This is a genomic window from Flectobacillus longus, assembly GCF_030056705.1.
GTDB lineage: Bacteria > Bacteroidota > Bacteroidia > Cytophagales > Spirosomataceae > Flectobacillus > Flectobacillus longus.
On sequence record NZ_JASHIC010000027.1, the window covers coordinates 38,238 to 64,466 of the forward strand.

The window sequence follows — 26,229 nt, forward strand, 5'->3', positions numbered from 1 at the left end:
CACTCATTCACAATTTACTCATTCACTCATTGCTACCATGCCACCGTTACAGCACCACGTTTTACTTGTAAAGGTGTGCCTACATTTGGCTCAGGATATTCTGGGCGATAGGTTATTTCCCAAGCATAACTATTAGGAGGGGCTAAGACACCTCTAAATTTACCATCCCATTCATCTTCCCAGTCATAAGATACAAATACTAATTCGCCCCAACGGTTGTAGATTTTTAGTGAAAAACCTTCTTTTAAAATATGTCTTGGAAAAATCTTGAAAGTGTTATTATAACCGTCATTATTTGGGGTAAATATATTGGGTACCATAATATCTGGAAGACACAAGTCATACACTAGAGTGCTAGCTTTGATGCTACAACCTTCTAGATTTGTTATTTTAACCGTGTAACTACCAGCAGAAGATACTTTAATTTTTTGGGAGGTTGCACCTGTTGGCGTCCACTCGTATTGCCAAGTATTCCCTGCATTGCCAGGGTCTAATTCAAGCTCTTTTCCATCAGCAATACACAAAGGCACTTCAGACTTTAGACTACTAAATGGTATCGGAAGAATATTTACATTAATATCATCGTTAGCATTACAAGCGCCATTTGAAACTAACAAAGCATAATTTCCTGACCTTGTAGGCGTAATTTGAGGGGTTGATTCGCCCGTATTCCATCTAAATGTCCAGTTCGGGTCTGTAGGAATACCGATTATTACAGAGGTATTTTTACAAAAAACAATATCTTCTCCTAAATCTACATACGGTTTGGATACGGTCGAAATATTAACACTACCTCTACCTATACAAGTGTTTTGGGTATAACTATAAGTAATAGTTTCAGTTTTGATAAAAGCCGCAGGAGTATATAACCCTGTTGCACTGATATTGCTCGATCCACTCCATGTGCCACCCGCAGGCGTGGCACGAAGTTGCACAGGTGTAGCTCCTATACACAAGAAAGATGGTCCTGTAACGCTCACTCTAGGGCTTGCTTTGAAAGATACTGTTGTACGAGCTGAGTTATTACATTTGCCATCTAATGATGTAACAGTAACACTGTAAGTCCCCGCATACTGTACATTAATAGTTGGTGTAGTAGCACCTGTGCTCCAAAGTACTGTGCCTGTAGGCGTTTGATTCAAAGACAGTGTAACAGTCTCTCCTTCACATTTTGTGATAGGAGGCTCTATGCTTAGCTGAGTACTAGCGACTTTAGTAAGGGTGATAGGCGATTTAGTATATTGACAACCATCGATTGTTTCGAGTACTATTTGATAAGTTCCCTCTACTAGATTGATAATTTTATATTCATTATCTTTTACAAAAATACTACTCATATCTCCATTTCTGACGATGTTATATACATCGTTTATTTTTTGCATGAGGGTGTATTTGGCAGGGATAAATTTATTGGTAACACCAAGCAAAACTGAAATAGTTCCATCTGTTAAGCAGGTTACTTGTGTAGGCTGAACTGTAATAACTGCTTGTGGTTGATTGATAGGAATTAAATAAAAATCAGTGTTTTGATAACAGGTATTAGGGCTACTAATGCTTACTTGATAATTACCTGCACTTAAACCCGACAAACTGCTACCTGTCAGGCTTGGGATAATTGTGCCATTTTTCTTCCAAATGAAACTATAGTTATCTGTTGGAGAAAAATTAGTTAATGTAATAGTTCCATCTTGCGAGTTACAAGCTGTCGGAAATGTATTATTAGGTGTAAAAGTAGCTTTGGGTCTAGCTGTAACCTGCATATCATCACTAACAGTACATTGTGTTGTGCCTATTAATGTTTTGATGGTGACAGTATATGTCCCTGTTGCCGATACCGTAATAGATGGCGTTGTGGCTCCTGTGCTCCACAAATAAGTGGTGGAGTTACTGAGAGTTGGCAATGCTGCATTTAATACAATTGAGCTATTTTGGCAAATAGTAGTATCAGCTACTGCAAATGGAGGAGATTGAGCTAATATTACCTTTACCTCATCCTCTTTGACACAACCATTGCTCTCAACAAAAACTTTATAAGTTCCAGATTGAGTAACATTGAGTGTGGATAGAGTATCAGCTAATAAACTACCATCTTTTTGCCAAAAATAATGACTATTTGGTACAGTGTTTTTCGAATCTAAGGTAGTACTTGCTGCACATAACTGTATGTCGTTGCCCAAATTAGGATTAGGCATAGGCTTTATGGTAAATTCTTGTGCTGGCAAAGTAGTATCAGACTTACAGCGATTAGCCATCGTAACTGTTACGTGGTATAGTCCAGCTTCAGACAAGGTGGTGCTTACTTGTAAATCTTGTTCTGACCCTGTGCCTCCTAAAGTTGCGACAGGCAATGATGTTTCGGGTTGACCTTGCTGAGGAGCAGGTCCTTTGTAGACTTTCCAAAGGGTTTTAGTATTCTTGAGCTTTTCGCCACAAAGGTGATTTGCTTGAAATTGGGTAGGCGAGCCCAAGCAAGTATCTCCTACCGAAATACCAGATTGCTGATTTTGGTCGGGAGTTACAGAAGTATTGTTGGGTAACCCTAATTGACTCAATTTACCTGCTAAGTCAAATCCAAGCCGCTTGTATTCTAATGTGTCTATTTTACTACCTGTTTGTAAAATAATGTTGGGTTGTCCAATCACAGCCAAATGCGTACTTCCTTGAATAGCCATATAAATTTTGCCATCAGGACCTATTTTAACTGCACCAAAATTTTGGGTACTTGTACTGTCTATTAGTTTTCGAGATAAACCAATCGTAGCAGAATCCTTGGAGGTTAAATCAAACTGAAAAAGCTGAGACTTTATAGTTGTATCCGCAGGTGGAAGAGTTGTCACACCTGCAGTAAGACTGGTATAAAGGCTATTACCATCTGGCGAGAACTCAACACCGTACAGTGTTGGAGGGGCTTTGCCTAAATCAATGACTTTTTTGTTAGAAATAGCTCCTGTTGAATCTGCAAAATCATATACTTCTACGTAATTTCGATTCGGCCCAGGAACTACATAAGCCATTTTGGTACCATCTTGCGAAAACTTCAAATACCCTTGCGCTTTACCCACAGAGTCTATTTTGGCACCAATACTAATTGTTTTGGAAATAGAAACCCCATTTTTCGTAACACGATACATACGATAGGTATTATCACCATAGTCATGGCTAACTACCCAATAAGTAGAATCTTTTGGTACATAAACAGATGTCACACTTTCGGTAGTGCTATTGCTATCTAAAGGGATATTTTTCTCAATAACTTTCCCCAAACCTCCATCTCTACGCATATCAACAATAGAATAGGTAAGTTTTTTTGTACCATTTATATCTGTTGTTGTAAATACATAATATGTTGATTGACATCCTTTACAAGAAGGAACAGGCACAATGACGACCCCTTGGGTGGCGGTAGAGCTTCCTGCTAGTGGAATAGAGGAGGCCACAGAAGGCATCAACGTACCATCTGTTCGATACACATTTTTTCCATCTGAATAAAAAATAGTATTTCCTTTGGTATCAGTAATTCCAGCAACACCTTCTAGTGAGTTTGTTTTGCCATTTTCATCGGCAGTGGGCTCACCATTTTGAAACAAAATACCAGCGCCTTGCCCAAAATACCAATATTCTTTAGGAGGTTGTGGCGGTGGTGGTACACAGAGTTTTACATTTAGCTTATTTTCAGTCGAACACCCCGTCAAGGTGTCTGTCACTTGTACAGAATAACATGTGGTTGAGTCAGCCAATACAGTTTGTGTTGTATCTCCCTTCGGAAACCATATATACTTAAACTGAGGTTCGGCACCACCTGTCCGATATGGGTCAAGCTTAAGTTTATCGCCTTTACAAATGGTAGTATCTTGTTGCGAAGGATCATTGCCCAGATAAAAAGGGCGTGGGGGTTGATTTATCGTAATAACTTTGGTGTATTTTACTGGTCCTGATGTTTCATTCCTTGTTAGTGTTACCGTATAAGTACCTGCTGTAGCATACAAGTGAGCAGAATTTAGTCGAGTAGAGGTATTTTTGTTTCCACTGGTCGGGTCGCCAAAATCCCATAAAACACTAGTTGCTTTTGTGGTGTGTAAATCACGAAATTGAGTAGCTGCAGTCGTGTCAGAGCATTCGGATAAGCAAAGGTTTTTAACGGCAATATAATCTGGATTACTCGTAGTTTGTCCCATACCAACTACGCTTATTCCCAGTAATAGAAATAGTCCCAAAAGGGTATGTAAAAAATACGGATATGATTTACCAAAATTCAACATTTGTTCGTTATCTAAGTCGTGATGCCCATCTTACAATTTACTCTAATAGACCGACAACTCAACTAAAGGGTTGTATATATACGCAGATATAGCATTAGATTTGTAGAAAAAAAAACATTTTATTCAATAAACAAACTATATAACTTTATGTTCTACAGTTGTTTTGAATACAATTTTATATAATTTAACGAATAAGTAGGATATTAATTTTAAAGTAAACTCTAAAACACTTTTTTACCTTCAAAAAGCCCTTTTTTTGTTAAAACTTAATATGAAAATGTGATTTTAGTAGCTTTTTACGTTCAAATAAAATCATGTTGTAAAAACCTATTTGAGTATTTTTCAAAATACTTATCAAATTAGTTTTATACTGAAATAAAACTGATTTAATAAAATTTAGAGGTTTACCTAAAAATATGAGAAGTAACTTTTATCTATAATATGTTAAGAAAAACCATTTTAGGCATAGGAATATTACTGGGAACGGTGCTAGTTGCGTTGGGGCAAGACCCTCAGTATTCGCAGTTTTATGCAGCTCCTTTATACCTTAACCCAGCCTTTGCAGGGTCAGCGATGGCTCCTCGTGTAAATTTTAATCATCGTAATCAATGGCCTTCACTTAGTGCAAACTTTGTTACTTCGTCGCTTTCTGCCGACATGTACCTCGAAAGAATTAACAGTGGGATAGGGTTGTTGGTTACAAATGATAGACAATTTTCAAATTTAAAGACTACAGATATTGGAGCTATTTATACATACCATCTCAAACTGAGTGAAGGTTTGTCGGCTAATCTTGGCGTGCAGGGGTCGTATGTGAGTCGTAGTATCAACTTTGGAGATTACATTTTTGCAGATCAAATTCAGTCTTATCTCAATGGTGGCGGTTATCCATCCAGCTATAATACCAGTGACCCAATTGTGACTGGTGGATTTGCTCCAACGATTCAGTATTGGGATTTTTCTTCAGGAGGAATCGTCTATTCAGAAAGATTCTGGGCTGGTCTATCGGTGCATCATATTAATCAACCTAATCAGTCTTTTGGTAACGCAGATGCCAAATTACCCATGAAAATAGGCGTACAAGCTGGTTATAGAATTCCTCTTGCTGATTATGAAATTGGTAATAACTTAGGAAGTGAAATTGAAAAAGAAAAAAGCTTAACTCCTGTGGTACACTACAAACACCAAGGGGCATTTGACCAGTTGGATGTGGGTATGTACTTGACTTATTCGCCACTTGTGCTTGGGGCTTGGTATAGAGGTATTCCCCTAAAAACATACAAAAAAGATAACACAACTTACTTAAGCAATGATGCTGCGGTTATTTTGATAGGGTATCGTCAAGATAACTTTTCGATTGGTTACAGCTATGATATGACTATTTCGAGTTTGGGGTCATCGACAGGAGGGGCACATGAATTATCTCTCTCTTATGTATTTTCGGATTTGTTTGATGCAAAACCCAAATACCGCCCACGCAAAGCAGAGCTTCGTTGTCCGAAATTTTAAAGATATTTACCAAACACGAGTCATCCCGAGTTTTGGAATTAAGATTATTCGTCAAAGGTTCATCAAAAAAGCGGTCGAAAAACAATTTTCGACCGCTTTTTTGATACTACTATGCTATGTCTGACTCGGCTTAAGACGCAAAGTATTGCATCTCTATTGCTAGAATACAAATTTTAGAATAATCACTCATTCACTCGATTTAGGATGAATCTGAATACTATTGTAACTTTTTGTATCTGATACGCTTAGGCGTGGCATCAGCACCCAAACGCTTACGACGATTTTCCTCATAGTCAGAGAAGTTACCTTCAAACCAATATACTTGAGAATCGCCTTCGAATGCCAAGATATGCGTAGCCACACGGTCAAGGAACCAACGGTCGTGGGAAATGACTACAGCACAACCACCAAAGTTTTCAAGAGCTTCTTCCAACGCACGTAAGGTATTTACGTCGAGGTCGTTGGTAGGTTCATCTAAAAGTACCAAGTTCGCACCCTCTTTTAACATCATTGCCAAGTGAACGCGGTTGCGCTCACCACCCGAAAGGTTGGCAATTTTCTTTTCTTGATCAGCACCTGCAAAGTTGAATTTACTTACATAAGCACGAGCATTAACTTGCTTGTTGCCTAACATAATTTGCTCTGTACCCCCCGAAATAGTTTCAAAAACAGATTTTCCTGCATCTAAAAGATGGTGTTCTTGGTCTACATAAGTCATTTTAACTGTATCTCCGACTTCGAATGTACCTGAATCAGGTGTTTCTTGACCTGAGATAAGCTTGAATAATGTCGACTTACCAGCACCGTTTGGTCCAATAATACCCACGATACCTGCTGGAGGCAACGAGAAACTAAGATTTTCGAATAATAATTTATCGCCATAAGCTTTTGATACATTATTTACTTCGATAACCTTATTACCCAAGCGTGGTCCTGGTGGGATAAATAATTCTAGCTTATCTTCTTTTTGTTTATTTTCTTCCGAAAGGAGTTTTTCATAAGCACCCAAACGAGCTTTAGATTTGGCCTGACGTGCTTTTGGAGCCATACGTACCCATTCTAATTCACGTTGTAGAGTTTTCTGACGCTTAGATTCGGTTTTCTCTTCCATAGCCAAGCGGTTTTGCTTTTGCTCTAACCATGAAGAATAATTTCCTTTCCATGGGATACCTTCGCCACGGTCAAGTTCCAAAATCCAACCAGCTACGTTGTCTAAGAAATAACGGTCGTGGGTTACAGCAATTACTGTTCCTTTATACTGACGAAGGTGTTCTTCCAACCACAATACCGATTCGGCATCGAGGTGATTGGTAGGTTCATCGAGCAATAATACGTCTGGTTCTTGCAACAACAAACGGCAAAGCGCCACACGGCGTTTTTCACCACCAGAAAGATTGCCTACTAAAGCCTCTGACGGAGGACAACGAAGCGCATCCATGGCTTTTTCGAGACGAGTATCCAATTCCCAAGCATTGAAGTGATCCAATTTTTCTTGCACTTCTCCTTGGCGTGCCAATAATTTATCGAAGTCGGCATCTGGGTCACCAAAGGCTTCGTTGATTTCGTCAAACTCTTTTAATAGTCCAACAATTTCAGCGACACCTTCTTCTACAATTTCTTTAACTGTTTTGGTAGGGTCTAATTTGGGCTCTTGTTCCAGCATTCCTACAGTATAACCGGGCGAAAACACTACGTCACCAGTGTAGCTTTTGTCGATACCCGCAATTACCCGCAACAAAGACGATTTACCAGCACCGTTTAGACCAAGCACCCCAATTTTGGCACCGTAGAAAAACGAGAGATAGATATTTTTAAGAATCGTTTTTTGTGGTGGAACAGTTTTGGAAACCCGCTCCATTGAAAAAATAATGGTTTCTTGACTCATTGTTTTTTTGTTTTATTCTAAAGGTCTATTTATATTAGTAAAATGAATATCTGAAGCTCTACGTAGCTTTTGAATAAAATGCTTGAAGGTCAATACTTTTATAAAAAAGGATGAGTAAAGTCTCATATTTGTTGACTTTGAATCAAGCAAAGTAGGTTCTTATCTTATAGATTTTAATAATTAAAAAACTAAGAAATAAATTTGTCAAAGATACTAAAAGCAGAGTGGGGATTCAGTGTATAAGTCTTAGTTTTTATTTCCATTGGTAATTAATAGCGATTTTAACAGGTCTATGTTAAATTTTGTCCGAATAATGGATAATCGATATTTAAAATTATATTTTTTATTGAAATTCAGTATATTGCAAAAAAAAAATCAACTTAATAACCAGTAAAAATCAACTAACAATCAATAAATTTGTCTAATTAACTCAAATAGGTTACTAACTAGATTTCTCATTCATTTTATTTAATATATAGTTTTGTTAAATACAATAAATGACGTTTTTAAAATCAAAACAGCTAATATTTAACCTAAACCATGAATCCCGTTAGAGCTATGAGCATTGCCAAAAACTCTAACCACGCAACGTAAACCAATGGAAAATACAGTAAAAAACCCTGCCGAGTATGGCTATTGTAAAGATGGTAAGGTCTATTTAAAAGGATATTTGGAATACCCAGACCGCCTGATTGGTGTTGTTCGTAACACCGAAGAAGAAGCTCTTCAGTATTTTGTTAATCGCTTTGCTATCGCAGAAAACAAAGTAAATTTGCTTTTCGCTCAAGTAGATGAAGCTCAAAACAAAGGCTCTTACCTAACTAAATTACTCCAACTACGTAAAAACCTCGTAGAGTTTGATGGTTTGGGTAATTTCGTACCTCTACTTCACAAGTTAGATGAGTTAGAATTGCAGTTGCGTGAGCTAATTCTAAACAATCAAATCAAAAATCTTGAAATCAAGAGAGCTTTGATTGAAGAAGCTAATCAAGCTGGTGCTATCGATGATTGGGCTAGAGCTACTGATGTCATCATGGAAATCAAAACCAAATGGCTGAAAACTGGTCCTGTTGATAAGGCATTACAAGATGGCATTGAAACTGAGTTCAATGGTATTGTGGACAATTTCTTTGTTCGTCGTCGTGAATACTATGCTGAGAAAAACCGTATCATCGACGAAAAACTAGCTCAGTTACAACGAATCGTTGATAGTGCTCGTGCATTGCGCTACGAACAAGATGTAGATGCTGGTTTCCAAAAAGTAAAAGATTTACAACGTGAATGGAAAACCATCTCTCAGGTACCGCCTAAAAAGCAATCTATGCTTTGGAAGCAGTTCAAGCGTTCTTCTGATTTCTTCTTTGAGCGTTATAACAATGTGAAGGGAATTGTATCGAAACCAAGAATCGATCCTCGTGCTCAACAAATGATGGACATGACTACCGAGTTGGAACGTAACTTCCCAGATCAACCAAATATTCCACAAACAGCAGAAAAAGCAAAAGCATATCTTGTAAAATGGAAAGAGCTTTCGACTTTGGCAAAAAGTGTGGATAGAAACTTGGCAGAACGTTTCCGTAACATTTGCGATAAGATTTTCGAAATGAACTACTTGTTGCGTGTTATCTCGTACCGTCACCCTGCTTTGCACGAAAAACCACGTATCGAGCAGTTGAAGATTATGATTAACCAAATGGATTATATGACGAAAAAAGAGAAAAACGAATTAGACTCGTTTATTTCTGAATCGCAGTACTCTGGTCAAATGAATGACAAATTGGTTATCAATAAAATCAATACTCAAAAGCGTAAGATTTCAATGAAAGAAACGCTCTTGGTAGAGTTCAAGAAAGAACTAGAAACTTTGTTGGGTCAGTAAGATTCGATAAAGAAGCAATAAAGAAAAATCCCTTTGGTGAGAGCCAAAGGGATTTTTCTTTTATATCAATGTCAGGCTTTCGGCGGTCAGCTATGGGCTTTCGGAAATAATTTATAAGAAACCCTTTCATTATTTAGCCTATTGCGGGTGAGTTCACAATTAGTAGTGTACAAAGGATTTTCAACTATTTCAGATTTGGGATTTCTGATTTCGGAAATATAGAAATTTACTTTTATTTTTTACAAAATATAGAAGCTGATACTTCCGAAATCCGAAATAAACATTTTTTATAATTCTTCGTACACTACTAATTCACAATTCATCTAACTCTACAAATGCTTCATATAAGTTGCTAAGTCTTTATCGCCACGTCCAGATAGGTTTACTACAACGGTCTCGTTTGGCTGAGCTCCTAATTCTTCTAAAGCTGCAAGTGCATGAGCTGATTCCAATGCAGGAATAATGCCTTCTAGTTTTGACAATTGAAAACCAGCTTTCAAGGCAGCTTCGTCTGTAATAGCAAAGAATTTAGCACGCTTGGTATCAAATAAATGTGCGTGCATAGGGCCAATGCCAGGGTAATCCAAACCTGCCGAAATAGAGTGAGGTTCTACAACCTGACCATCTTCGGTTTGCATCAAGATACTACGACTACCATGTAACACGCCTGGTTTACCCAAAAAAGTTGTAGCAGCCGAAAAACCAGAACTAATACCATGACCACCTGCTTCTGCTGCAACTAATTGCGTTTGGGCGTCATCTAAGAAATGATAAAAAGCACCTGCTGCATTTGAGCCACCACCTACACAAGCAATCACATAGTCTGGATTAGTCGTTCCTGTTTTTTCTTGTAACTGCCATTTGATTTCTTCTGAAATAATAGATTGGAAGCGTGCCACCATATCAGGATATGGGTGTGGCCCTACTACCGATCCAATAATATAGTGCGTATCTACAGGGTTGTTAATCCAGTGACGCATGGCGTCGTTAGTAGCATCTTTTAGGGTTTTTGAACCACTTTTAGCTGCACGAACTTCAGCTCCAAGCATTTTCATACGTGCCACGTTTGGTGCTTGGCGCTCAATATCGATTTCGCCCATGTACACAATACACTCCAAGCCCATCAATGCACATACAGTAGCGGTAGCCACACCATGTTGACCAGCACCAGTTTCGGCTACGATACGTCTTTTACCCAAACGCTTTGCCAATAAAGCTTGCCCGATGGTATTATTTACTTTGTGTGCGCCTGTATGACACAAGTCTTCACGCTTTAAGTAAATGGTAGTATTATATTTTTCAGAAAGACGTTCTGCTAAAAACAACGGCGTTGGACGACCTACATAGTCTTTCAATAAAGCGTCAAATTCAGCTTTGAAAGCAGGGTCGTTGATAATACTCAAATAATTATTTTTGAGTTCTTCTACATTAGGATATAACATTTCAGGGATAAAAGCCCCTCCAAATTCGCCGTAGTATCCTTTTTCGTTTACATTATATTGTTGAGCTGTAGTCATTTGACACAAATAATTTTAAGATATGATTGTCTTTGGCTTTGTCACCTCTTTTACATTTCAACTTCTTCTGGTTTTAAGATTTTGATTAATTCACTTAGTTTATCAATATCCTTTAGCCCAGGTTCAAGTTCAAACTTACTGTTCACGTCGATTGCATGAATTCGTAACTGTTTTAAATCTAGGGTTTGAGCAGCATTTGCCAAACCTACACCACCTGCCAAGAAAAATGGTTTTTCGTTATCATAACGACTCAATAAAGACCAATCGAACGCCTGTCCTGTACCGCCAACTTGTTCACCTACTTTGGTATCAAACAAGAAGAAATCACAATGAGGTTTGTAATTATGTAGTTTAGCAAAATTAAAAGTACTATCTACCGAAAAAGCTTTGATGATGTTAACACCTTTAAACTTTAAATTTTTACAAAAATCTGGAAGTTCTTCTCCGTGTAGCTGAACATAATCCAAACTGTATTTTTTGACTGTATCCAAAATATAGGCTTGCGAAGCATTGACAAAAACACCTACTTTTTTGGTTGACTTAGGAAAGGATTTTAGTAAATCTTCATCTAGCTCAGTTCCGACAAATCGGCTTGATTGATGATAAAAAATAAAACCCATGTAGTCAGGTTGTAAGGCTAATACTTCACGGATGTTTTCGGCATCACGCATTCCACATATTTTTAGTCTCATATCTTGACGATAGTTGTTAGGATTTTGACGTTCTTAAAAAACAAAAATACTGAAAAAACATGATATTTTTGTGGAAAAAGGATGACGAAAAAGCCATTTAATTTACTGAATCTGAGCAATTAGGCTTTTTAAGGTTTCGGCAGGAGAAGGAGTTTTCATAAATGTTTCACCAATTAAAAAACCTCTGTATCCAACATCACGTAATTGCTTGATGGTTTCGGGTTGTGATATGCAACTTTCCGAAATTTTGATACAATGACTAGGAATCTTTTCTGCCAATTCTAGCGAAGCATTTACGTTTTGTTCCGCAAAGTTTTTAAGATTACGGTTGTTCACACCCACTACATCGATATACTCACAGAGACTACGATCAAGTTCTTCTTGGTCATGAACCTCCAAGAGGGTTTCCATGCCTAAATCTTTTACGACTTTCCCTAATTCGTAAATACGAGTAGGAGTAAGGTTGGCTGCAATTAATAAAATGACATCTGCGCCTAAAGCTTTGGCTTCAAAGATTTGGTATTCATCAATGATAAAATCCTTACGTAAAATAGGAATAGTAGGATTAGCTTTGCGGGCTGACAAGATATCTGCGTCCGAACCACCAAAGAAATCCATATCTGTCAAAACTGACAAGCAAGCTGCTCCAGCTTGGACATATCCCGTAGTTACTTCCTCAACTGTTACATCAGCATTGATAATACCTTTTGAAGGAGATTTTCTTTTAAATTCAGCGATGATTCCAGTAGAAGCAGGATTCAATAAGCTGGTTTTAAGAGAATTCGTAGTTTTAGCGAAATATCCTTTCTTAGTAAGCTCTTCGATTGCTACAAGGGCTTTCCTTTCGGCTACTTCGCGAGCTTTATTTTCTATTATTTTATCTAAAATTGTCATTTCTTAAAGGTTTTAGGGCATTAAGCAATAAATTTTTTGAAGGATTCAAAAGCTTTTCCACTTTCTAATGATTCTTTGGCTTTGGCAACAGCATCCTCTAAACTGAGGCTGTCACTTGCACAATACAATGCAGTAGCGGCATTTGCCAAAACTACTTCTGTTTGTGCTTGGGTTCCTTCATTGCTTAGTACCGAGGTCAAGATTTTAGCAGACTCTTCAACAGTATGTCCACCATGTAACTCTTCTGGATTACATTTTGAGAAGCCTAATTGTTTTGGAGAAATAGTTTCAATTCCTTTTTGTGTAATTAAAACAAAGTCTCCAGTCAATGAGATTTCGTCATAACCGTCTAATCCATATAATACACCGAAGTTTTTTCCTGTTTTCTGAAAAATAGCTCCATACAGTTTCAACACTTCTTCATTATATACACCCGTAATTTGTTTCTGCACTTTTGCAGGATTCAAGATAGGACCAAGCATATTGAAAAAAGTTTTCATGCCAAGCTCTTTACGAATTGGACCTACAAATCTCATGGCTGGATGAAATAGCGGTGCATGTAAGAAACAAATACCTGCTTGTTCGATTTTACGACGTAAATATTCTTCATCATTTGAGAATCTTACACCTAAGTATTCTAATACTGTAGAAGAACCAACCGAAGATGAAACTCCATGATTACCATGTTTGGCAATGGCTTGACCAGCACCTGCTACAATAAATGAAGCTGTGGTAGAAATATTGAAAGTATCTTTACCATCACCACCAGTACCACACAAATCCATTGGGTCGTATGCTGATAGGTCGATAGTTACCGCCAAATCAAGCATAGCGTCTCTAAAACCTTCCAATTCTTCAGGCGTAATAGCCTGAATCATATAAGTTGTTAGAAATGCCGCTATTTGAGAAGGATTTGCATCTCCTCTACCTATAATCGAAAGGGCTGCATAGGCCTCTTCTTGCGTTAATTGATTACCAGCAATACGTTTATTTAAAAAAGACTTCATAGTTGAAATGTTTGCTCTAGATGCTAAGTTGAAAACACTTGAATATTGTAGGGAAATAAAAAGTAATTAGCTTTTTACCCAGTTTTCAACCATTTTGACTCCAAACTGAGTAAGATATGCCTCTGGGTGAAATTGCACCCCACGAATATCATATTTGGTATGAGCTTCGGCCATCACAAAACCTTTTTCATCTACAGCCGTAATAATTAAGTCTTCAGGCATTGTTTCAGGAACAACCGTCCATGAGTGATAGCGACATACGTCTACTTCTTTTGGCACACCTTGAAAAAGTACTTCATTGGGCTGAGTAATGATACATTTTGTAGTTACCCCATGTAGTACATCGCCCATGTTGAGAAGCTTAGCTCCAAAAGCTTCGCCAATAGCTTGGTGACCAAGGCAAACGCCAAAAATGCTTTTGCTTGGTGCATATTCTTTGATAACATCTAGTAAAATGCCTGCTTCTTCAGGAATACCTGGTCCTGGAGATAGAAGGATTTTATCATATTTTTTTACTTCTTCTAAAGCAATTTTATCATTTCTGAAAACGTCCACGTCGTTTCCTAAATCTTTGAGGATATATACAAGATTATATACAAAAGAGTCGTAATTGTCGAGTACTAAGATTTTCATGTTTTTATGCGATTTGACCTAAAAGTCAGTTGAATACTAGATTTGTTCGGCTACTTCCAATGCTTTGCGCAAGGCTGCTAATTTGTTGTGTACTTCCTGCATTTCGCTTTCGATAACAGATTTTGCCACTACACCCATTCCTGCTTGGTAATAAAGTGTGTTGTTTTTGCTCAAGAATGTACGAATAGCAATAGCATGGTTAAAATTACCTTGGAAATCCATGTACCCAATAGCCCCACCGTAGATATGACGGTTGGTAGTTTCGAGGCGATTGATGATGGTCATAGCATTGTGTTTTGGTGCGCCTGATAACGTTCCAGCAGGGAACGTATCTGCTACCAATTGCAATGGGTTTGTACCAGCTGTCATGTGACCTGTGACCTTAGATACCAAGTGGATTACATGCGAGAAGAATTGAACTTCCTTGAAAGTTTCAACTTTAACAATATCCGAACTACGCGATAAGTCGTTGCGTGCTAAGTCAACTAACATAACGTGTTCGGCAGATTCTTTAGGGTCGGCGTGGAGCTGACGAGCCAATTCGGCATCTTTTTCGTCGTCACCCGTACGACGGAATGTGCCTGCAATTGGGTGAATTTCAGCGAGTCCATTTTTGATTTGAATTTGTTTTTCAGGTGATGCTCCGAAAATACGGTAATTTTCATAATCAAAATAGAACATATAAGGCGATGGATTTATTGAACGCAATGCACGATATACTTGGAAATCGTCACCTTCAAAAGTACGGCTAAAACGACGTGAAGGCACAATTTGGAATACATCTCCACGCAAACAGTGCTGAATACAAATTTTGATTACCTCACGCATTTCGTCGTCGGTAACATTTGTAATTTCATCGCCAGTTACCGTAAATGATTTTGTCGCATAGTGAGGCAAATCAAGCAACATTTCGAGCGACTCTAAAGATGGTGCTGTTGTATCATTGTATTCGTGGGCATACAATGAAAGCTCATCTTTGAAGTGATTAATCGCAATTACATAACGATATACATAATAGATAATCTGTGGAATTTCGGTATTCTCGTTCTTTTCTTGAATCTCAATATCCTCAAAATATTCTACGGCATCATAAGAAATATGTCCAAACATCCCGTTGGCCATTGGCGCATAATCAGGTTGTCTGTTCCATTCAAATCTTTCAGCAAAATTCAACAGAGCTTGTACAGCATCTTTGCGACGAGCTAAGGTAAATGTTTCGACGGTACCATCGGGGAAAGTTTGAGTTACCACATCGTTGTCGATGATAAAACTCGCCACTGGATCACAAGCAATATGGCTATAGCCATGCTCTTTGCCATGATAATCAGCACTTTCTAGAATTACGGTATTCTTAAACTTGTTTCTGAGTTTGAGAAATACCCCCACTGGAGTAATCGTGTCGGCTAACTTCTTTTTCTGAACGGTCTGAACGGTAAATTTCATGATGTTAGGGTGTGGTAGGTTTTCTACCTGTTAGAATCAATGGTTAACTTTTGGCAAAATCAATTGGACACAAAAAAAGACCTACTGGTTGAACAGTAGGTCTTTTCGAATGATATATTTTTTCCGAAAACACAATAAGGTACTGCTCAACCGAGGTTCGTCAGTTGCCACCACCATGCTGTATTTTTGAAATTTGTTGTCATTTTTAGAAAATCTAATTTTTTTATTTTTTGCAAACTTAATTCGAATTTTTGTTTTTCAAAAAAAGTTTTTCAAAAAAATACAAAAATGGTAGAATAAAAGCTTTAATCTTACTTTTGAGCACTTTAGAAAAACAGCTTTTGTTGCTGAAAACTTATTGCCAATAGCTGAAGACCAATATCTTACTCCAAGATTCCAAGGTAATTGAATGGAGAAATACGTTTTAATTCATATTTCACTTTATCACTAATTTCAAGTGAATCTATAAAGTTCGCAATCGTTTTTGACGTAATTTTTTCGTTTTTACGAGTCAAGGCTTTCAATGCCTCATAAGGTTGTGGATAACCTTCACGACGTAAAATCGTTTGAATCGCCTCTGCTACAACTGCCCAGTTATCTTCAAGGTCGGTGTTGATAGCATCTTGGTTCAGTTCCAATTTGTTCAAACCTCTCAATAATGCTGTTAATGCAATAATTTGATGTGCTACTGGCACGCCCAAATTACGCAATACCGTAGAGTCGGTAAGGTCGCGTTGTAAACGAGAAACTGGTAGTTTTGCGGCCAAAAACTCATACAAAGCATTTGCAATACCTACGTTACCTTCTGAGTTTTCAAAATCAATTGGATTTACTTTGTGTGGCATCGCCGACGAACCCACTTCACCTGCCTTGATTTTTTGCTTGAAATAACCCATTGATACGTATGTCCAAACATCACGGTCAAGGTCTAATACAATATTGTTAAGACGCTTTAGATTGTCCATCAAAGCCGCCAAGTTATCGTAATGCTCGATTTGTGTAGTGTATTTGCTACGAGACAAACCCAAAGAACCTACGAAGTTGTTACCGAAATCAATCCAGCTAGTTTCAGGATATGCTACATTGTGAGCATTGAAGTTACCTGTTGCACCACCAAATTTAGCCGAGTAAGGAATCGTTTTCAATAAGTCCATTTGGCGCTCAAGACGTTCGGCAAATACCCAAAACTCTTTGCCTAAGCGAGTAGGAGAGGCTGGCTGTCCGTGAGTATGTGCCAACAAAGCTACATCTTTCCACTCTTCACCCAAGGCTTTGATTTTTTCGATAACCTCTTGAAGTTTTGGTATAACTACAGTGTCCATCGCATCTTTCAAAGAAAGAGGAATAGCAGTATTGTTCACATCTTGTGACGTTAAACCAAAGTGGATAAACTCAAGGTATTGTTCAATACCAAAGTTGCTTAGTTTATGTTTGATAAAGTATTCAACCGCCTTTACATCGTGGTTAGTTACTTTTTCGGTTTCTTTGATCCAAAGAGCATCTTCTTCAGAAAAATTACGATAAATGTCACGCAAGGCTCCAAAAAGGTCTTTGCTGACACCTTCGAGTTGTGGCAATGGAATTTCGCAGAGCGCAATAAAATACTCGATTTCGATAAGGACACGGTACTTGATTAGTCCGAATTCTGAGAAATAAGGAGCAAGACTTTCTACTTGCTTGCGGTAGCGTCCATCTACTGGAGAAATGGCAGATAATTGATTCAGTTCCATAATTATGCTTTCAAAGTGCAAAGGTACAAAGTTTTTGCTTGCATATCCTGAGATTTAACACAACAAACACCAAGAGTTTCGAAAAAAAGCCCAAACTTTGATGAATTATTCCTTAAAGTTGAAGTTATGTTATTAAATCCCAAGTTGTTGGCCACGCTACTTTCGATAGTAATTGCCATTTTTACGACTTCTTTTCTCTCTTTTTTGCCCGAGGCCAACGCCAACATTCTCTTTATCTGTTTTATCGCTTCATTTATCATCGCAGGATTGCTAATCTATTTTACACTCGATTACTTGGTATTTCAAGAAATCAACAAGATGTATGATTCGATTAATCGTCTTAAAATGAAGGATTTTGGTGTCTCTCGTAAAAAACTCTACAAGAATGCCAATCCGCTTAAAAAGCTGAATGATGAATTGTTTGTCTATGTTTCTAAAAAGGAACAAGAAGTCAATGAGTTAAAAAGACTTGAAAAATATCGTCGTGAATTTTTGGCCAATGTATCGCACGAACTTAAAACGCCCATTTTTGCAGCACAAGGTTTTGTTCATACGCTATTAGATGGAGCTATGGACGACGAGCGTGTACGAGTGAAGTTCTTGACCAAAGCCGCCAAAAGTTTGGATGGGCTCGATATTTTGGTAAAAGATTTACTCACACTTTCTCAAATGGAAACAGGGGATATTCGCATGAATCGTGAGCGTGTAGATGTCAAACAAATTACGAAAGAAGTTTTTGAACAATTAGAAAGTAAGGCAGAAACCAAAAATGTGACCCTTCAAATAAAATCTCCTGAAAGTCAAGTTTGGGTAAAAGCCGACGCACAGCGTATTGGTCAAGTGATTACCAATTTGGTTGAAAATGCGATTAAATACGGAAATGAAGACGGAAAAGTATTGGTATTATTTGAAGATGAAAAGAAAGATTGGCGTATTTCGGTAAAAGATAATGGACCAGGTATTGCTCCAGAGCACTTAAGCCGAATTTTCGAACGTTTTTACCGTGTCGATAAAGCCCGCAGTCGCTCAGATGGTTCTTCTGGATTAGGGTTGGCTATTGTGAAGCATATTTTGAATGCACATAAAACCAAAATTACGGTAGCATCCAAACCCGATAAAGGCACCTCTTTTTCATTTAAGTTATCGAAAGAATGAGAGAGCTTTGAGTGATGAGTTTTGAGTTGTGAGTGATGAGTTGTCCTTTGCCCTTGCCTAAAATACAAGTTATTAAATATTGTCTTATATTTCTTTTATAGCGCCGTAGGTGCGAAATACTTCACGATAGTTGATGTTCTTTCGCCTCTACGGCGCTTTTTTATTCAAGTTTATCAAAAAAATTAGGTAAAAATGTTGAACTATTTATCCATTTTTTTAATTTCGTAAATAGTTACGTAAGTGATTACTTATTTTGAAGTGCTAAGTAAAATTGTATTACTGTGCTTTATGTATTATGCTCTATAAAAGGTTTAATATCTTTTCTTTTCTAGGAAACCAAAGAAACATTTTACCGAGTGCCCATAGCTGATAACCGAAAGCTAAATGATTCAATCTTATTTTATACTCACAATTCGCAACTCATAATTCAGCATTTATACTTATCTCATGATTCAAATTAGAACTTTTCAATCGCAAGACACAGAGCAAATTGTAAATTTGATTCTGACTATTCAACAAGTGGAATTTCAGGTGCCAATCACTATCCAAGACCAACCCGATTTGTTAGAAATTCCCAATTTTTATCAACACGGAAATGGTAATTTTTGGGTGGCTGTTCAAGGCGATGAGGTAGTAGGTTCCATTGCCCTCATTGACTGTGGCGGACCAATTGGTGCTATCCGTAAAATGTTTGTGAAGAAGGAATTTAGAGGAAAAGAATTAGGCATTGCACAAAAACTGCTTGATACGCTTACTACAAAAGCGCAAGAGGCACAAATGCAACACCTTTATCTTGGCACAATAGAGCGTTTACAAGCTGCTATCCGTTTTTATGAAAGAAATGGCTTTACTTATATCCCCAAACAAGATTTACCATCAAGCTTCCCAATCATGGCTGTAGATACACATTTTTATGTGAAGGAAATATAGAAGGAGGGGTTAGGGAACTGGCAAAAAGGCAACGAGTGAAATAAGAGAAAATGTGTTCGTATTTGGTCCATCACTGATGCCTAGTGCCTGTTCCCTCACAACTTCCCTAAACTTGTGACCTAGGTCACAGGTTCGAATGCCTACTTTGTATGAACTTTGTAACATCAATCAAAACAACATGGGTTATGTTATTTAAGTCATATTCGTTAGGAAATATTTCGCTTAAGAATCGTATTGTCATGCCACCTATGACACGTTCGAGAGCTGCAAAAGGTGACGTAGCAACCGATTTAATGGCCGAGTATTACAGCCAAAGAGCATCTGCAGGCTTAATTATTTCAGAAGGAACACAAATATCTAAGCAAGGTCAAGGCTACGCTTGGACTCCAGGGATTTATACGCCAGAACAAGTAGCAGGCTGGAAAAAAGTCACAAACGCCGTTCATCAACATGGCGGAGTACTGTTTGCTCAACTATGGCATGTTGGGCGGGTATCTCACACTTCTTTACAACCCGATGGCCAAGCGCCAGTATCTTCATCGCCTCTAGTAGCTGAAGGGGTAAAAGTATTTATCGATCCAGAAAATAAAGGTCCTGAAGCTGGTGTTGGTGGTATGATTCAACACTCAGCTCCTCGTCCTTTAACCATTCCTGAAATCAAGTCAATTATCCAAGACTTTGCAAAAGCTGCCCAAAATGCGCTAGATGCTGGTTTTGACGGAGTAGAGCTACATGCAGCCAACGGGTATCTCATCAATCAATTTATCGACAGTCAAGCCAATACTCGCACCGACGAGTATGGAGGAAGCTTGGAAAACCGACTTCGTTTTTTGAAGGAAGTTGTAGAGGTTCTTTGTCAAGTGGTGGGTAAAGAGCGTGTAGGAGCAAGGTTAGCGCCCTTGACTACACTGCAAGGCTGTGTCGATGATAACCCTGAAGAAACGTATTTGGCGGCGGCAACTTTGCTACAAGATTTGGGTGTAGCATATATCCATATTGCTGAGGCAGATTGGGATAATGCACCAGATATGCCTATTGCTTTCAAAAATGCACTTCGTCGTGCATTTAAAGGTACCATGATTTACGCAGGAAAGTATAGTAAGGAGCGTGCAGAAAAAGCCTTGGCGGAAGGATGGGCAGATATGATTGCTTTTGGTCGTCCGTTTATTGCTAATCCAGACTTACCTGCCAGATTGCAAAATGACTGGCCTCTTAACGAAGGCGACCGCACCAAATACTTTGGAGGTGGTGCTGCTGGATACACCGATTATGGCGTATTTAGTGAATGAGCTAGGCTCTAACAATTTCGGATTGGGGATTTCGGAAAGGCAGGAAATACTTTTATTTTTTACAAAACATAACTTAAAAAGTAGATTACTCTTCCGCAATCCAATATCCGCCATCCGCAATCAAATTGTTTATTTTATGAAAAACATTGTATTGACAATCGCTTTGAGCGTGTTGTCCTTCTGGGGTATTGCCCAGACAAAATCAAAAGGAAAAATCTTAATGGTGCTTTCAAGTCATGCCGAATTGGGTAAGACTGGTAAACAAACAGGATATTATTTGAGTGAAGTAAGTCACCCTTGGGAAGTATTTACTAAAGCTGGTTATGAAGTTGACTTTGTAAGTCCACAAGGTGGGCAGCCTCCTGTTGATGGATTTGATTTGACAGACCAAGTAAATAAAGAATTTTGGGAAAATGCTGTTTACAAAAACAAGTTAGATCATACGCTTACGCCCAAACAAGTAAAAGCCTCGAACTACGTAGCCATTCATTATGCAGGAGGACACGGTACCATGTGGGATTTTCCAAATAATGAGGAATTAGCCAAAATAGCGAGTAAAATCTATGAAAAAGGCGGTGTGGTTAGTGCTGTTTGTCACGGTCCTTCAGGCTTATTGAATATTCGTTTGGGCAATAATCGCTATTTACTAGAAGGAAAAAATGTAGCAGGTTTTTCAAATGAGGAAGAAATTGCCGTGAAACTAGAGAAAGTTGTACCATTTTCTTTAGAAGACGAACTCAAAAAACGTGGTGTCCATTATTCCTCTGCTCCAGCATGGTCTGAATATGTAGTAGTAGATGGCAAATTAATAACAGGTCAAAACCCTCAATCTGCAAAGAAAATGGCAGAGGAAGTGGTTTTGGTATTGAAGAATAAGTGATAAAGTATACAGGTTCAAAGGCACAGAGGGATTGACTTCAAATTAATTTTACACTTTGTGCCTCTGTGCCTGTTCCCTTAAACCCTTAAAAAAATGAACTCAACAATCAATCTATTCGCACCAACTACGGTTGGAACATTGGCATTGAAAAATAGAATTGTGATGGCACCCATGACACGTGCGCGCAATTTCGATGGCATTCCAAATGATAATAATGCACTTTATTATCAGCAAAGATCAGGCGCTGGACTTATCATTACCGAAGGAACAGCCATTTCGAATACGGCTATGGGAGTATTACATATCCCTGGGCTTTATACTGCTGAACAAGTTGAAGGTTGGAAAAAAGTAACTTCGGCAGTACATCAAAAAGGTGCAAAAATCTTTACCCAGTTGTGGCATGTCGGACGTGTGTCGCATGTATCAAATCAGCCCAATGGTCAGGCACCAGTAGGGGCGTCGGATATTCAAGCAGAAAATTCTTTTGCTTGGGGATATGATGAAAATGGGAAAGAGACCTTTGTGAAATGTTCAAAACCTCGTGCTTTGACGACTGAGGAGGTAAAAGAAGTAGTACAAGATTTTGCAAAAGCTGCCAAAAATGCCATCGAAGCAGGTTTTGATGGGGTAGAACTTCACGGAGCAAATGGCTATTTGATTGAGCAGTTCTTAAATCCAATGATTAACAATCGTACCGATGAATATGGTGGTACGATGATTAATCGCTCAAGATTTTTGCTCGAAGCTATAGATGCTTGTATTGCCGAAATCGGTGCTTCAAAAGTGGCTATTCGTTTGACGCCTTATGGAGGTTTGCATGAATTACCGCATTATGATGAAATCGAGACGACCTATCAGTATCTCGCCGAAGAGTTAGCAAAACGTGGTATCGCATTTATCCACATCATGGACCAACAATCGAGAGGTAGTTATGCTTTGCCTGATGGATTCTTGGCGCGTTTTCGTACTTGGTATAAGGGCGTAATTATTTTGGCAGGAGGTATGAATCGTCAGAAATCACAAGAACTTATCGATGCCAATTTGATTGATTTGGGTGGTTTTGGAGAAGATTTTATCGCCAATCCAGACTTGGTTGAACGCCTCAAAAACAATTGGCCAATGACCCCACCCAACCGAGCACTACATTATGGCTTGATGTTGGAAGGGTATATAGACTGGAAGACTTATGAGGAAGAGCAGTTGGTGAATGGGTGATTGGAGATTTAGAGGAACGGATTTTATCCCAAACCCCTCAACTTCCTATCACTCTCTCAATAATACATCTTTTGCCTCCATACATTGGTATTCGTCGATACCAATGTATTTTTGTTTTATGGATGCAAAGACTTTTTTACGAAACCATATTGCCGAAATTGTTGAGATTGACGAAGATACATTCGAAGAGGTTTTTACTTTTTTTAAACCCAAACAGGTAAAAAGAAAAGAACTGCTCATTCGTGGTGGAGAAACTGTTTTACAAGAATATTTTGTGGTAAAGGGGTGTCTCAAAACCTTTTGTCACGACGAGCATGGGCGTGAGCATATCGTACAATTTGCCTTAGAAAGTTGGTGGGTTTCAGATTTCCCTGCGCACGCTTCGCAAGCTCGTGCCACTATGTGCGTAGAAGCTCTAGAGCCCTGTGAAGTATTGGAGCTTACCTACGAAGCACGTGAGGAAATTTGTCGCAAGTGGCATTCAATGGAGCATTTTTTTAGAAAAAAATCTAATGCTGGTTATGTAGCGCTTCAAAAACGTATTTTGTCATTATTGCAAAACTCAGCCCAAGAAAAGTACGATTTACTTTTGACTCAATATCCACAACTTTTCCAAAGGGTTTCAAAAACTTTGATAGCAGCCTATTTAGGCGTTTCTCGCGAAACCTTGAGTCGCCTTGGGAAAGATAGATAACCAGACCTTTGACTCGTACTATTTATCAGTTTTTTATTTAATGCTGTAAAATATGTACTCCTTTTATTTTGAACTAAGCTTTATGTTTTAAGCAAAGTTTGATGCTAAAATGACCTTTTACAAGCTTTTTAACATTTCAATTATTCTTTACAGGAATATTTCTACACGAAAGAGTACTTTTGCAACGTTTACAAATACGTTATTACTACACAAATTAATTTAATCTCCAAACATTAATTCTATGCAATTTAGAGGTTCTATCGTTAAAAAAGTTCGTAAAGAAAAAGGTTTCAAACAATCACATCTGGCCGAGTTACTCGGCATGTCACAATCCTATTTATCAAAAATTGAAAATGACAGAGTTTCTATGTCCGTCACTGACTTAGGAAGAATATCAACTGTGCTTGAATGTGAAGTAGGTAGGTTTTTTATCGCCAAGAAAAGACCTTAAGTAAAAATACGAATAAGTGAAAAAGTAAAAGCTCATGCCAATTTCTTGACATGAGCTTTTATATAAACGGTGATTCAAGTAATTGTGCAAAATCAGATTTAAAATGCCTAGGCACAAGGCGTTTTTAATAACCAAAGACATGCTTTTCACCAAAGCTCACCTCCGAAAGCCGATACCTGAAAGCCTAAAGCACAAAAATTAAATTTTACCCGCAATAGGCATGAAGCTATATGCCATAAGCAAAAAGTATTTCTCAATATCATGCATATAATTTTTTGCCTAATGCCTACGGCTTATAGCCTAGAGCGTATTAATGCTATTTTATTTTGCATTAATACTTAAACAGCTCCTTCTTTCAATTTCTCTGCATTTTCAGCAATACGAAGGTTATCGATAAAATCGCCAATTTCACCATCCATGACTACAGGAAGGTTATAAACTGTATAACCAATACGGTGGTCGGTTACACGACCTTGCGGATAGTTATATGTACGGATTTTGTCAGAACGGTCACCTGATCCTACCATCGAGCGACGGTTACCTGCAATAGCCGACTGTTGTTTTTCTAATTCAATTTCATAAATACGTGAACGCAATACCGTCATCGCTTTCTCAAAGTTTTTGATTTGAGAACGCTCATCCTGACATTGTACTACCAAACCCGTTGGAAGGTGGGTTACACGTACCGCCGAATAAGTGGTGTTTACAGACTGACCACCTGCACCCGACGAACAGAAGGTATCTTTACGAATGTCATTCATATTGATAACCACATCTACCTCATCTGCTTCTGGAAGTACCGCCACTGTTGCTGCCGAGGTATGGATACGACCTTGAGATTCGGTAGCTGGCACACGTTGTACACGGTGTACTCCTGACTCAAACTTCATTTTACCATATACATCTTCGCCTTGTACACTTATGATAATCTCTTTGTAACCACCCGAAGAAGCATCGGTAAAGTCCATGATTTGGAACTGCCAGCCTTGGTTTGCACAAAAGCGTTGGTACATACGGAAAAGGTCTCCCGCAAAAATACCCGCTTCGTCGCCACCAGTACCAGCACGAATTTCGAGGATAATGTTTTTAGAGTCGTTAGGATCTCTTGGAATCAATAATTCTTTCAATAAGCTTTCCATTTCGTCTTTTTGAGGCAAAAGCTCTTCTAATTCAGCTTTAGCCATATCACGAAACTCTTCATCTTTTTCAGTAGCAATTACCTCTTTTGCAGACTCGATATTCGATAATACATTTTGATAATCTTTGTATTGATTAACAATCTTTTCGAGGTCTTTATATTCTTTACTAATCGTCTTGAATTTCTTCATATCCGAAACGATTTCTGGTTGCGTAATTTGTTGAGCAACCTCTTCAAAGCGTTCTCGGATGGCTTCTAGTTGTTCTATCATTGGTTGTGGATGTTATATGTTTTATGAGCCAGTACAAGGAAGAAGGAGGCTGACTCAATTTAGATTTCTCATTTTCAGGGTGCAAAGATACAAAATTCTTTCCCATAAAATAGGGGAAAAATGTGTGGTTATTGTCTAATGTATAGATACCTGCAAAAGAAAAGATGATTCTCTTGAATTTTGGTTCGTTAGAGATACATTTTTCCTTCAGCTACACCTATTTGCTTTTGATTTTAAGATTTTGAAATAAACCTCCTAAAGATACATTTGTCTAATTGATGCTAACTTCTTAATTGACTATCAAATATTTAAAACTATGGAAAATCTAAAATTCAAAAAATATGGCCTCTTATTGGCTCTATTGATAGGACTTGCAACATTAGTGTCATCGTGTGTGACCCATGTTCGTGGGTATGATTATGGTTATCGCCGACCTTATTATGGTCGCCCAGCATATAGATATGTAGTACCGCCTCCAAGAACTGTCATTGTTGTGCCAGATAGAGGGCATTCTCGTTACTCATACCGTGGTAGACGTGGCAGATGGTAAAATACTATTGCGGATTGGGGATGTCTGATTTCGGATATTGGGTTTCGGACTTTTAGTACACCTCCTTGAGTCATTTTAAAGATGTTTTGCTGTCGCCAGTTGTCGAGTGTGACACTCGTCGACATGGATAGCAAAGACCTCCAACCCACAATAGCCAGAAAACATTTCTGCCGAATGCCCACCTTTTTCAGGACTAGACAGTTTCGCT

Annotated in this window: 20 protein-coding genes; 10 read left to right on the forward strand and 10 right to left on the reverse strand. The window is 38.3% G+C overall.

Features of this window, described 5'->3' with window-relative positions; all coding sequences use genetic code 11:
• Positions 1–32: 32 nt before the first annotated feature.
• Positions 33–4,259, reverse strand: a complete 4,227-nt coding sequence (locus QM491_RS19400; protein WP_283329195.1) for a T9SS type B sorting domain-containing protein — start codon at positions 4,257–4,259, stop codon at positions 33–35.
• A gap of 441 nt (positions 4,260–4,700) precedes the next feature.
• On the opposite strand from QM491_RS19400, the gene QM491_RS19405 reads away from it, so the two are divergent.
• Complete coding sequence (locus QM491_RS19405) at positions 4,701–5,768, forward strand: PorP/SprF family type IX secretion system membrane protein (protein WP_283329196.1); 1,068 nt, start codon at positions 4,701–4,703, stop codon at positions 5,766–5,768.
• Positions 5,769–5,985: 217 nt separating this feature from the next.
• On the opposite strand, the gene ettA is transcribed toward QM491_RS19405, so the two are convergent.
• On the reverse strand, positions 5,986–7,653 hold the full coding sequence (gene ettA, locus QM491_RS19410; protein ID WP_166578714.1) for an energy-dependent translational throttle protein EttA: 1,668 nt from the start codon (positions 7,651–7,653) through the stop codon (positions 5,986–5,988).
• Between the two features lie 598 nt (positions 7,654–8,251).
• Between ettA and QM491_RS19415 the strand changes: the two genes are divergently transcribed.
• Positions 8,252–9,532, forward strand: coding sequence for a DUF349 domain-containing protein (locus QM491_RS19415; RefSeq protein ID WP_283329197.1), 1,281 nt, complete (start codon positions 8,252–8,254; stop codon positions 9,530–9,532).
• Between the two features lie 329 nt (positions 9,533–9,861).
• On the opposite strand, the gene trpB is transcribed toward QM491_RS19415, so the two are convergent.
• From trpB to purB, 7 genes are all read right to left on the reverse strand, one after another.
• A complete protein-coding gene (trpB, locus tag QM491_RS19420; RefSeq protein ID WP_283329198.1) occupies positions 9,862–11,049 on the reverse strand; it encodes a tryptophan synthase subunit beta in 1,188 nt (395 codons plus the stop codon).
• Positions 11,050–11,099: 50 nt separating this feature from the next.
• A complete protein-coding gene (locus QM491_RS19425) occupies positions 11,100–11,741 on the reverse strand; it encodes a phosphoribosylanthranilate isomerase (RefSeq protein ID WP_283329199.1) in 642 nt (213 codons plus the stop codon).
• Positions 11,742–11,843: 102 nt separating this feature from the next.
• Positions 11,844–12,635 (reverse strand): indole-3-glycerol phosphate synthase TrpC, encoded by a 792-nt coding sequence (gene trpC, locus QM491_RS19430; protein WP_283329200.1) that lies wholly within the window; start codon positions 12,633–12,635, stop codon positions 11,844–11,846.
• Positions 12,636–12,655: 20 nt separating this feature from the next.
• Positions 12,656–13,642 carry an anthranilate phosphoribosyltransferase gene (trpD, locus tag QM491_RS19435; protein WP_283329201.1) on the reverse strand — a complete coding sequence of 329 codons (987 nt, stop codon included), beginning with the start codon at positions 13,640–13,642 and terminating at the stop codon, positions 12,656–12,658.
• A gap of 66 nt (positions 13,643–13,708) precedes the next feature.
• On the reverse strand, positions 13,709–14,275 hold the full coding sequence (locus tag QM491_RS19440; RefSeq protein ID WP_095166181.1) for an anthranilate synthase component II: 567 nt from the start codon (positions 14,273–14,275) through the stop codon (positions 13,709–13,711).
• 36 nt (positions 14,276–14,311) lie between these two features.
• On the reverse strand, positions 14,312–15,718 hold the full coding sequence (locus tag QM491_RS19445; RefSeq protein WP_166552348.1) for an anthranilate synthase component I family protein: 1,407 nt from the start codon (positions 15,716–15,718) through the stop codon (positions 14,312–14,314).
• 383 nt (positions 15,719–16,101) lie between these two features.
• Positions 16,102–17,448, reverse strand: coding sequence for an adenylosuccinate lyase (purB, locus tag QM491_RS19450; protein ID WP_283329202.1), 1,347 nt, complete (start codon positions 17,446–17,448; stop codon positions 16,102–16,104).
• A gap of 126 nt (positions 17,449–17,574) precedes the next feature.
• On the opposite strand from purB, the gene QM491_RS19455 reads away from it, so the two are divergent.
• The 7 genes from QM491_RS19455 (at position 17,575) to QM491_RS19485 (ending at position 24,062) form a co-directional block, all read left to right on the forward strand.
• The gene (locus QM491_RS19455) at positions 17,575–18,603 is read left to right on the forward strand and encodes a sensor histidine kinase (RefSeq protein WP_283329203.1); all 1,029 of its coding nucleotides are present in this window, start codon (positions 17,575–17,577) and stop codon (positions 18,601–18,603) included.
• Positions 18,604–19,050: 447 nt separating this feature from the next.
• Positions 19,051–19,533, forward strand: a complete 483-nt coding sequence (locus tag QM491_RS19460; RefSeq protein WP_283329204.1) for a GNAT family N-acetyltransferase — start codon at positions 19,051–19,053, stop codon at positions 19,531–19,533.
• Positions 19,534–19,718: 185 nt separating this feature from the next.
• The gene (locus tag QM491_RS19465; protein ID WP_283329205.1) at positions 19,719–20,822 is read left to right on the forward strand and encodes an alkene reductase; all 1,104 of its coding nucleotides are present in this window, start codon (positions 19,719–19,721) and stop codon (positions 20,820–20,822) included.
• Between the two features lie 136 nt (positions 20,823–20,958).
• Positions 20,959–21,702, forward strand: a complete 744-nt coding sequence (locus QM491_RS19470) for a type 1 glutamine amidotransferase domain-containing protein (protein ID WP_283329206.1) — start codon at positions 20,959–20,961, stop codon at positions 21,700–21,702.
• Positions 21,703–21,795: 93 nt separating this feature from the next.
• Complete coding sequence (locus tag QM491_RS19475; RefSeq protein ID WP_283329207.1) at positions 21,796–22,917, forward strand: alkene reductase; 1,122 nt, start codon at positions 21,796–21,798, stop codon at positions 22,915–22,917.
• Positions 22,910–23,611: a Crp/Fnr family transcriptional regulator gene (locus QM491_RS19480; protein ID WP_283329208.1), complete on the forward strand. Its 702-nt coding sequence runs from the start codon at positions 22,910–22,912 to the stop codon at positions 23,609–23,611. The genes QM491_RS19475 and QM491_RS19480 overlap by 8 nt, the downstream gene beginning before the upstream one ends.
• Before the next feature lie 241 nt (positions 23,612–23,852).
• Positions 23,853–24,062 carry a helix-turn-helix domain-containing protein gene (locus tag QM491_RS19485; protein ID WP_166552358.1) on the forward strand — a complete coding sequence of 70 codons (210 nt, stop codon included), beginning with the start codon at positions 23,853–23,855 and terminating at the stop codon, positions 24,060–24,062.
• A 338-nt stretch (positions 24,063–24,400) separates the two neighbouring features.
• On the opposite strand, the gene prfA is transcribed toward QM491_RS19485, so the two are convergent.
• A complete protein-coding gene (gene prfA, locus QM491_RS19490) occupies positions 24,401–25,471 on the reverse strand; it encodes a peptide chain release factor 1 (protein WP_283329209.1) in 1,071 nt (356 codons plus the stop codon).
• A 316-nt stretch (positions 25,472–25,787) separates the two neighbouring features.
• Here prfA and QM491_RS19495 point away from each other — a divergent pair, with 316 nt between their 5' ends.
• Entirely contained in the window at positions 25,788–26,021 is a 234-nt protein-coding gene (locus QM491_RS19495) for a hypothetical protein (protein WP_283329210.1), read from the forward strand.
• The last annotated feature ends 208 nt before the right edge of the window (positions 26,022–26,229 follow it).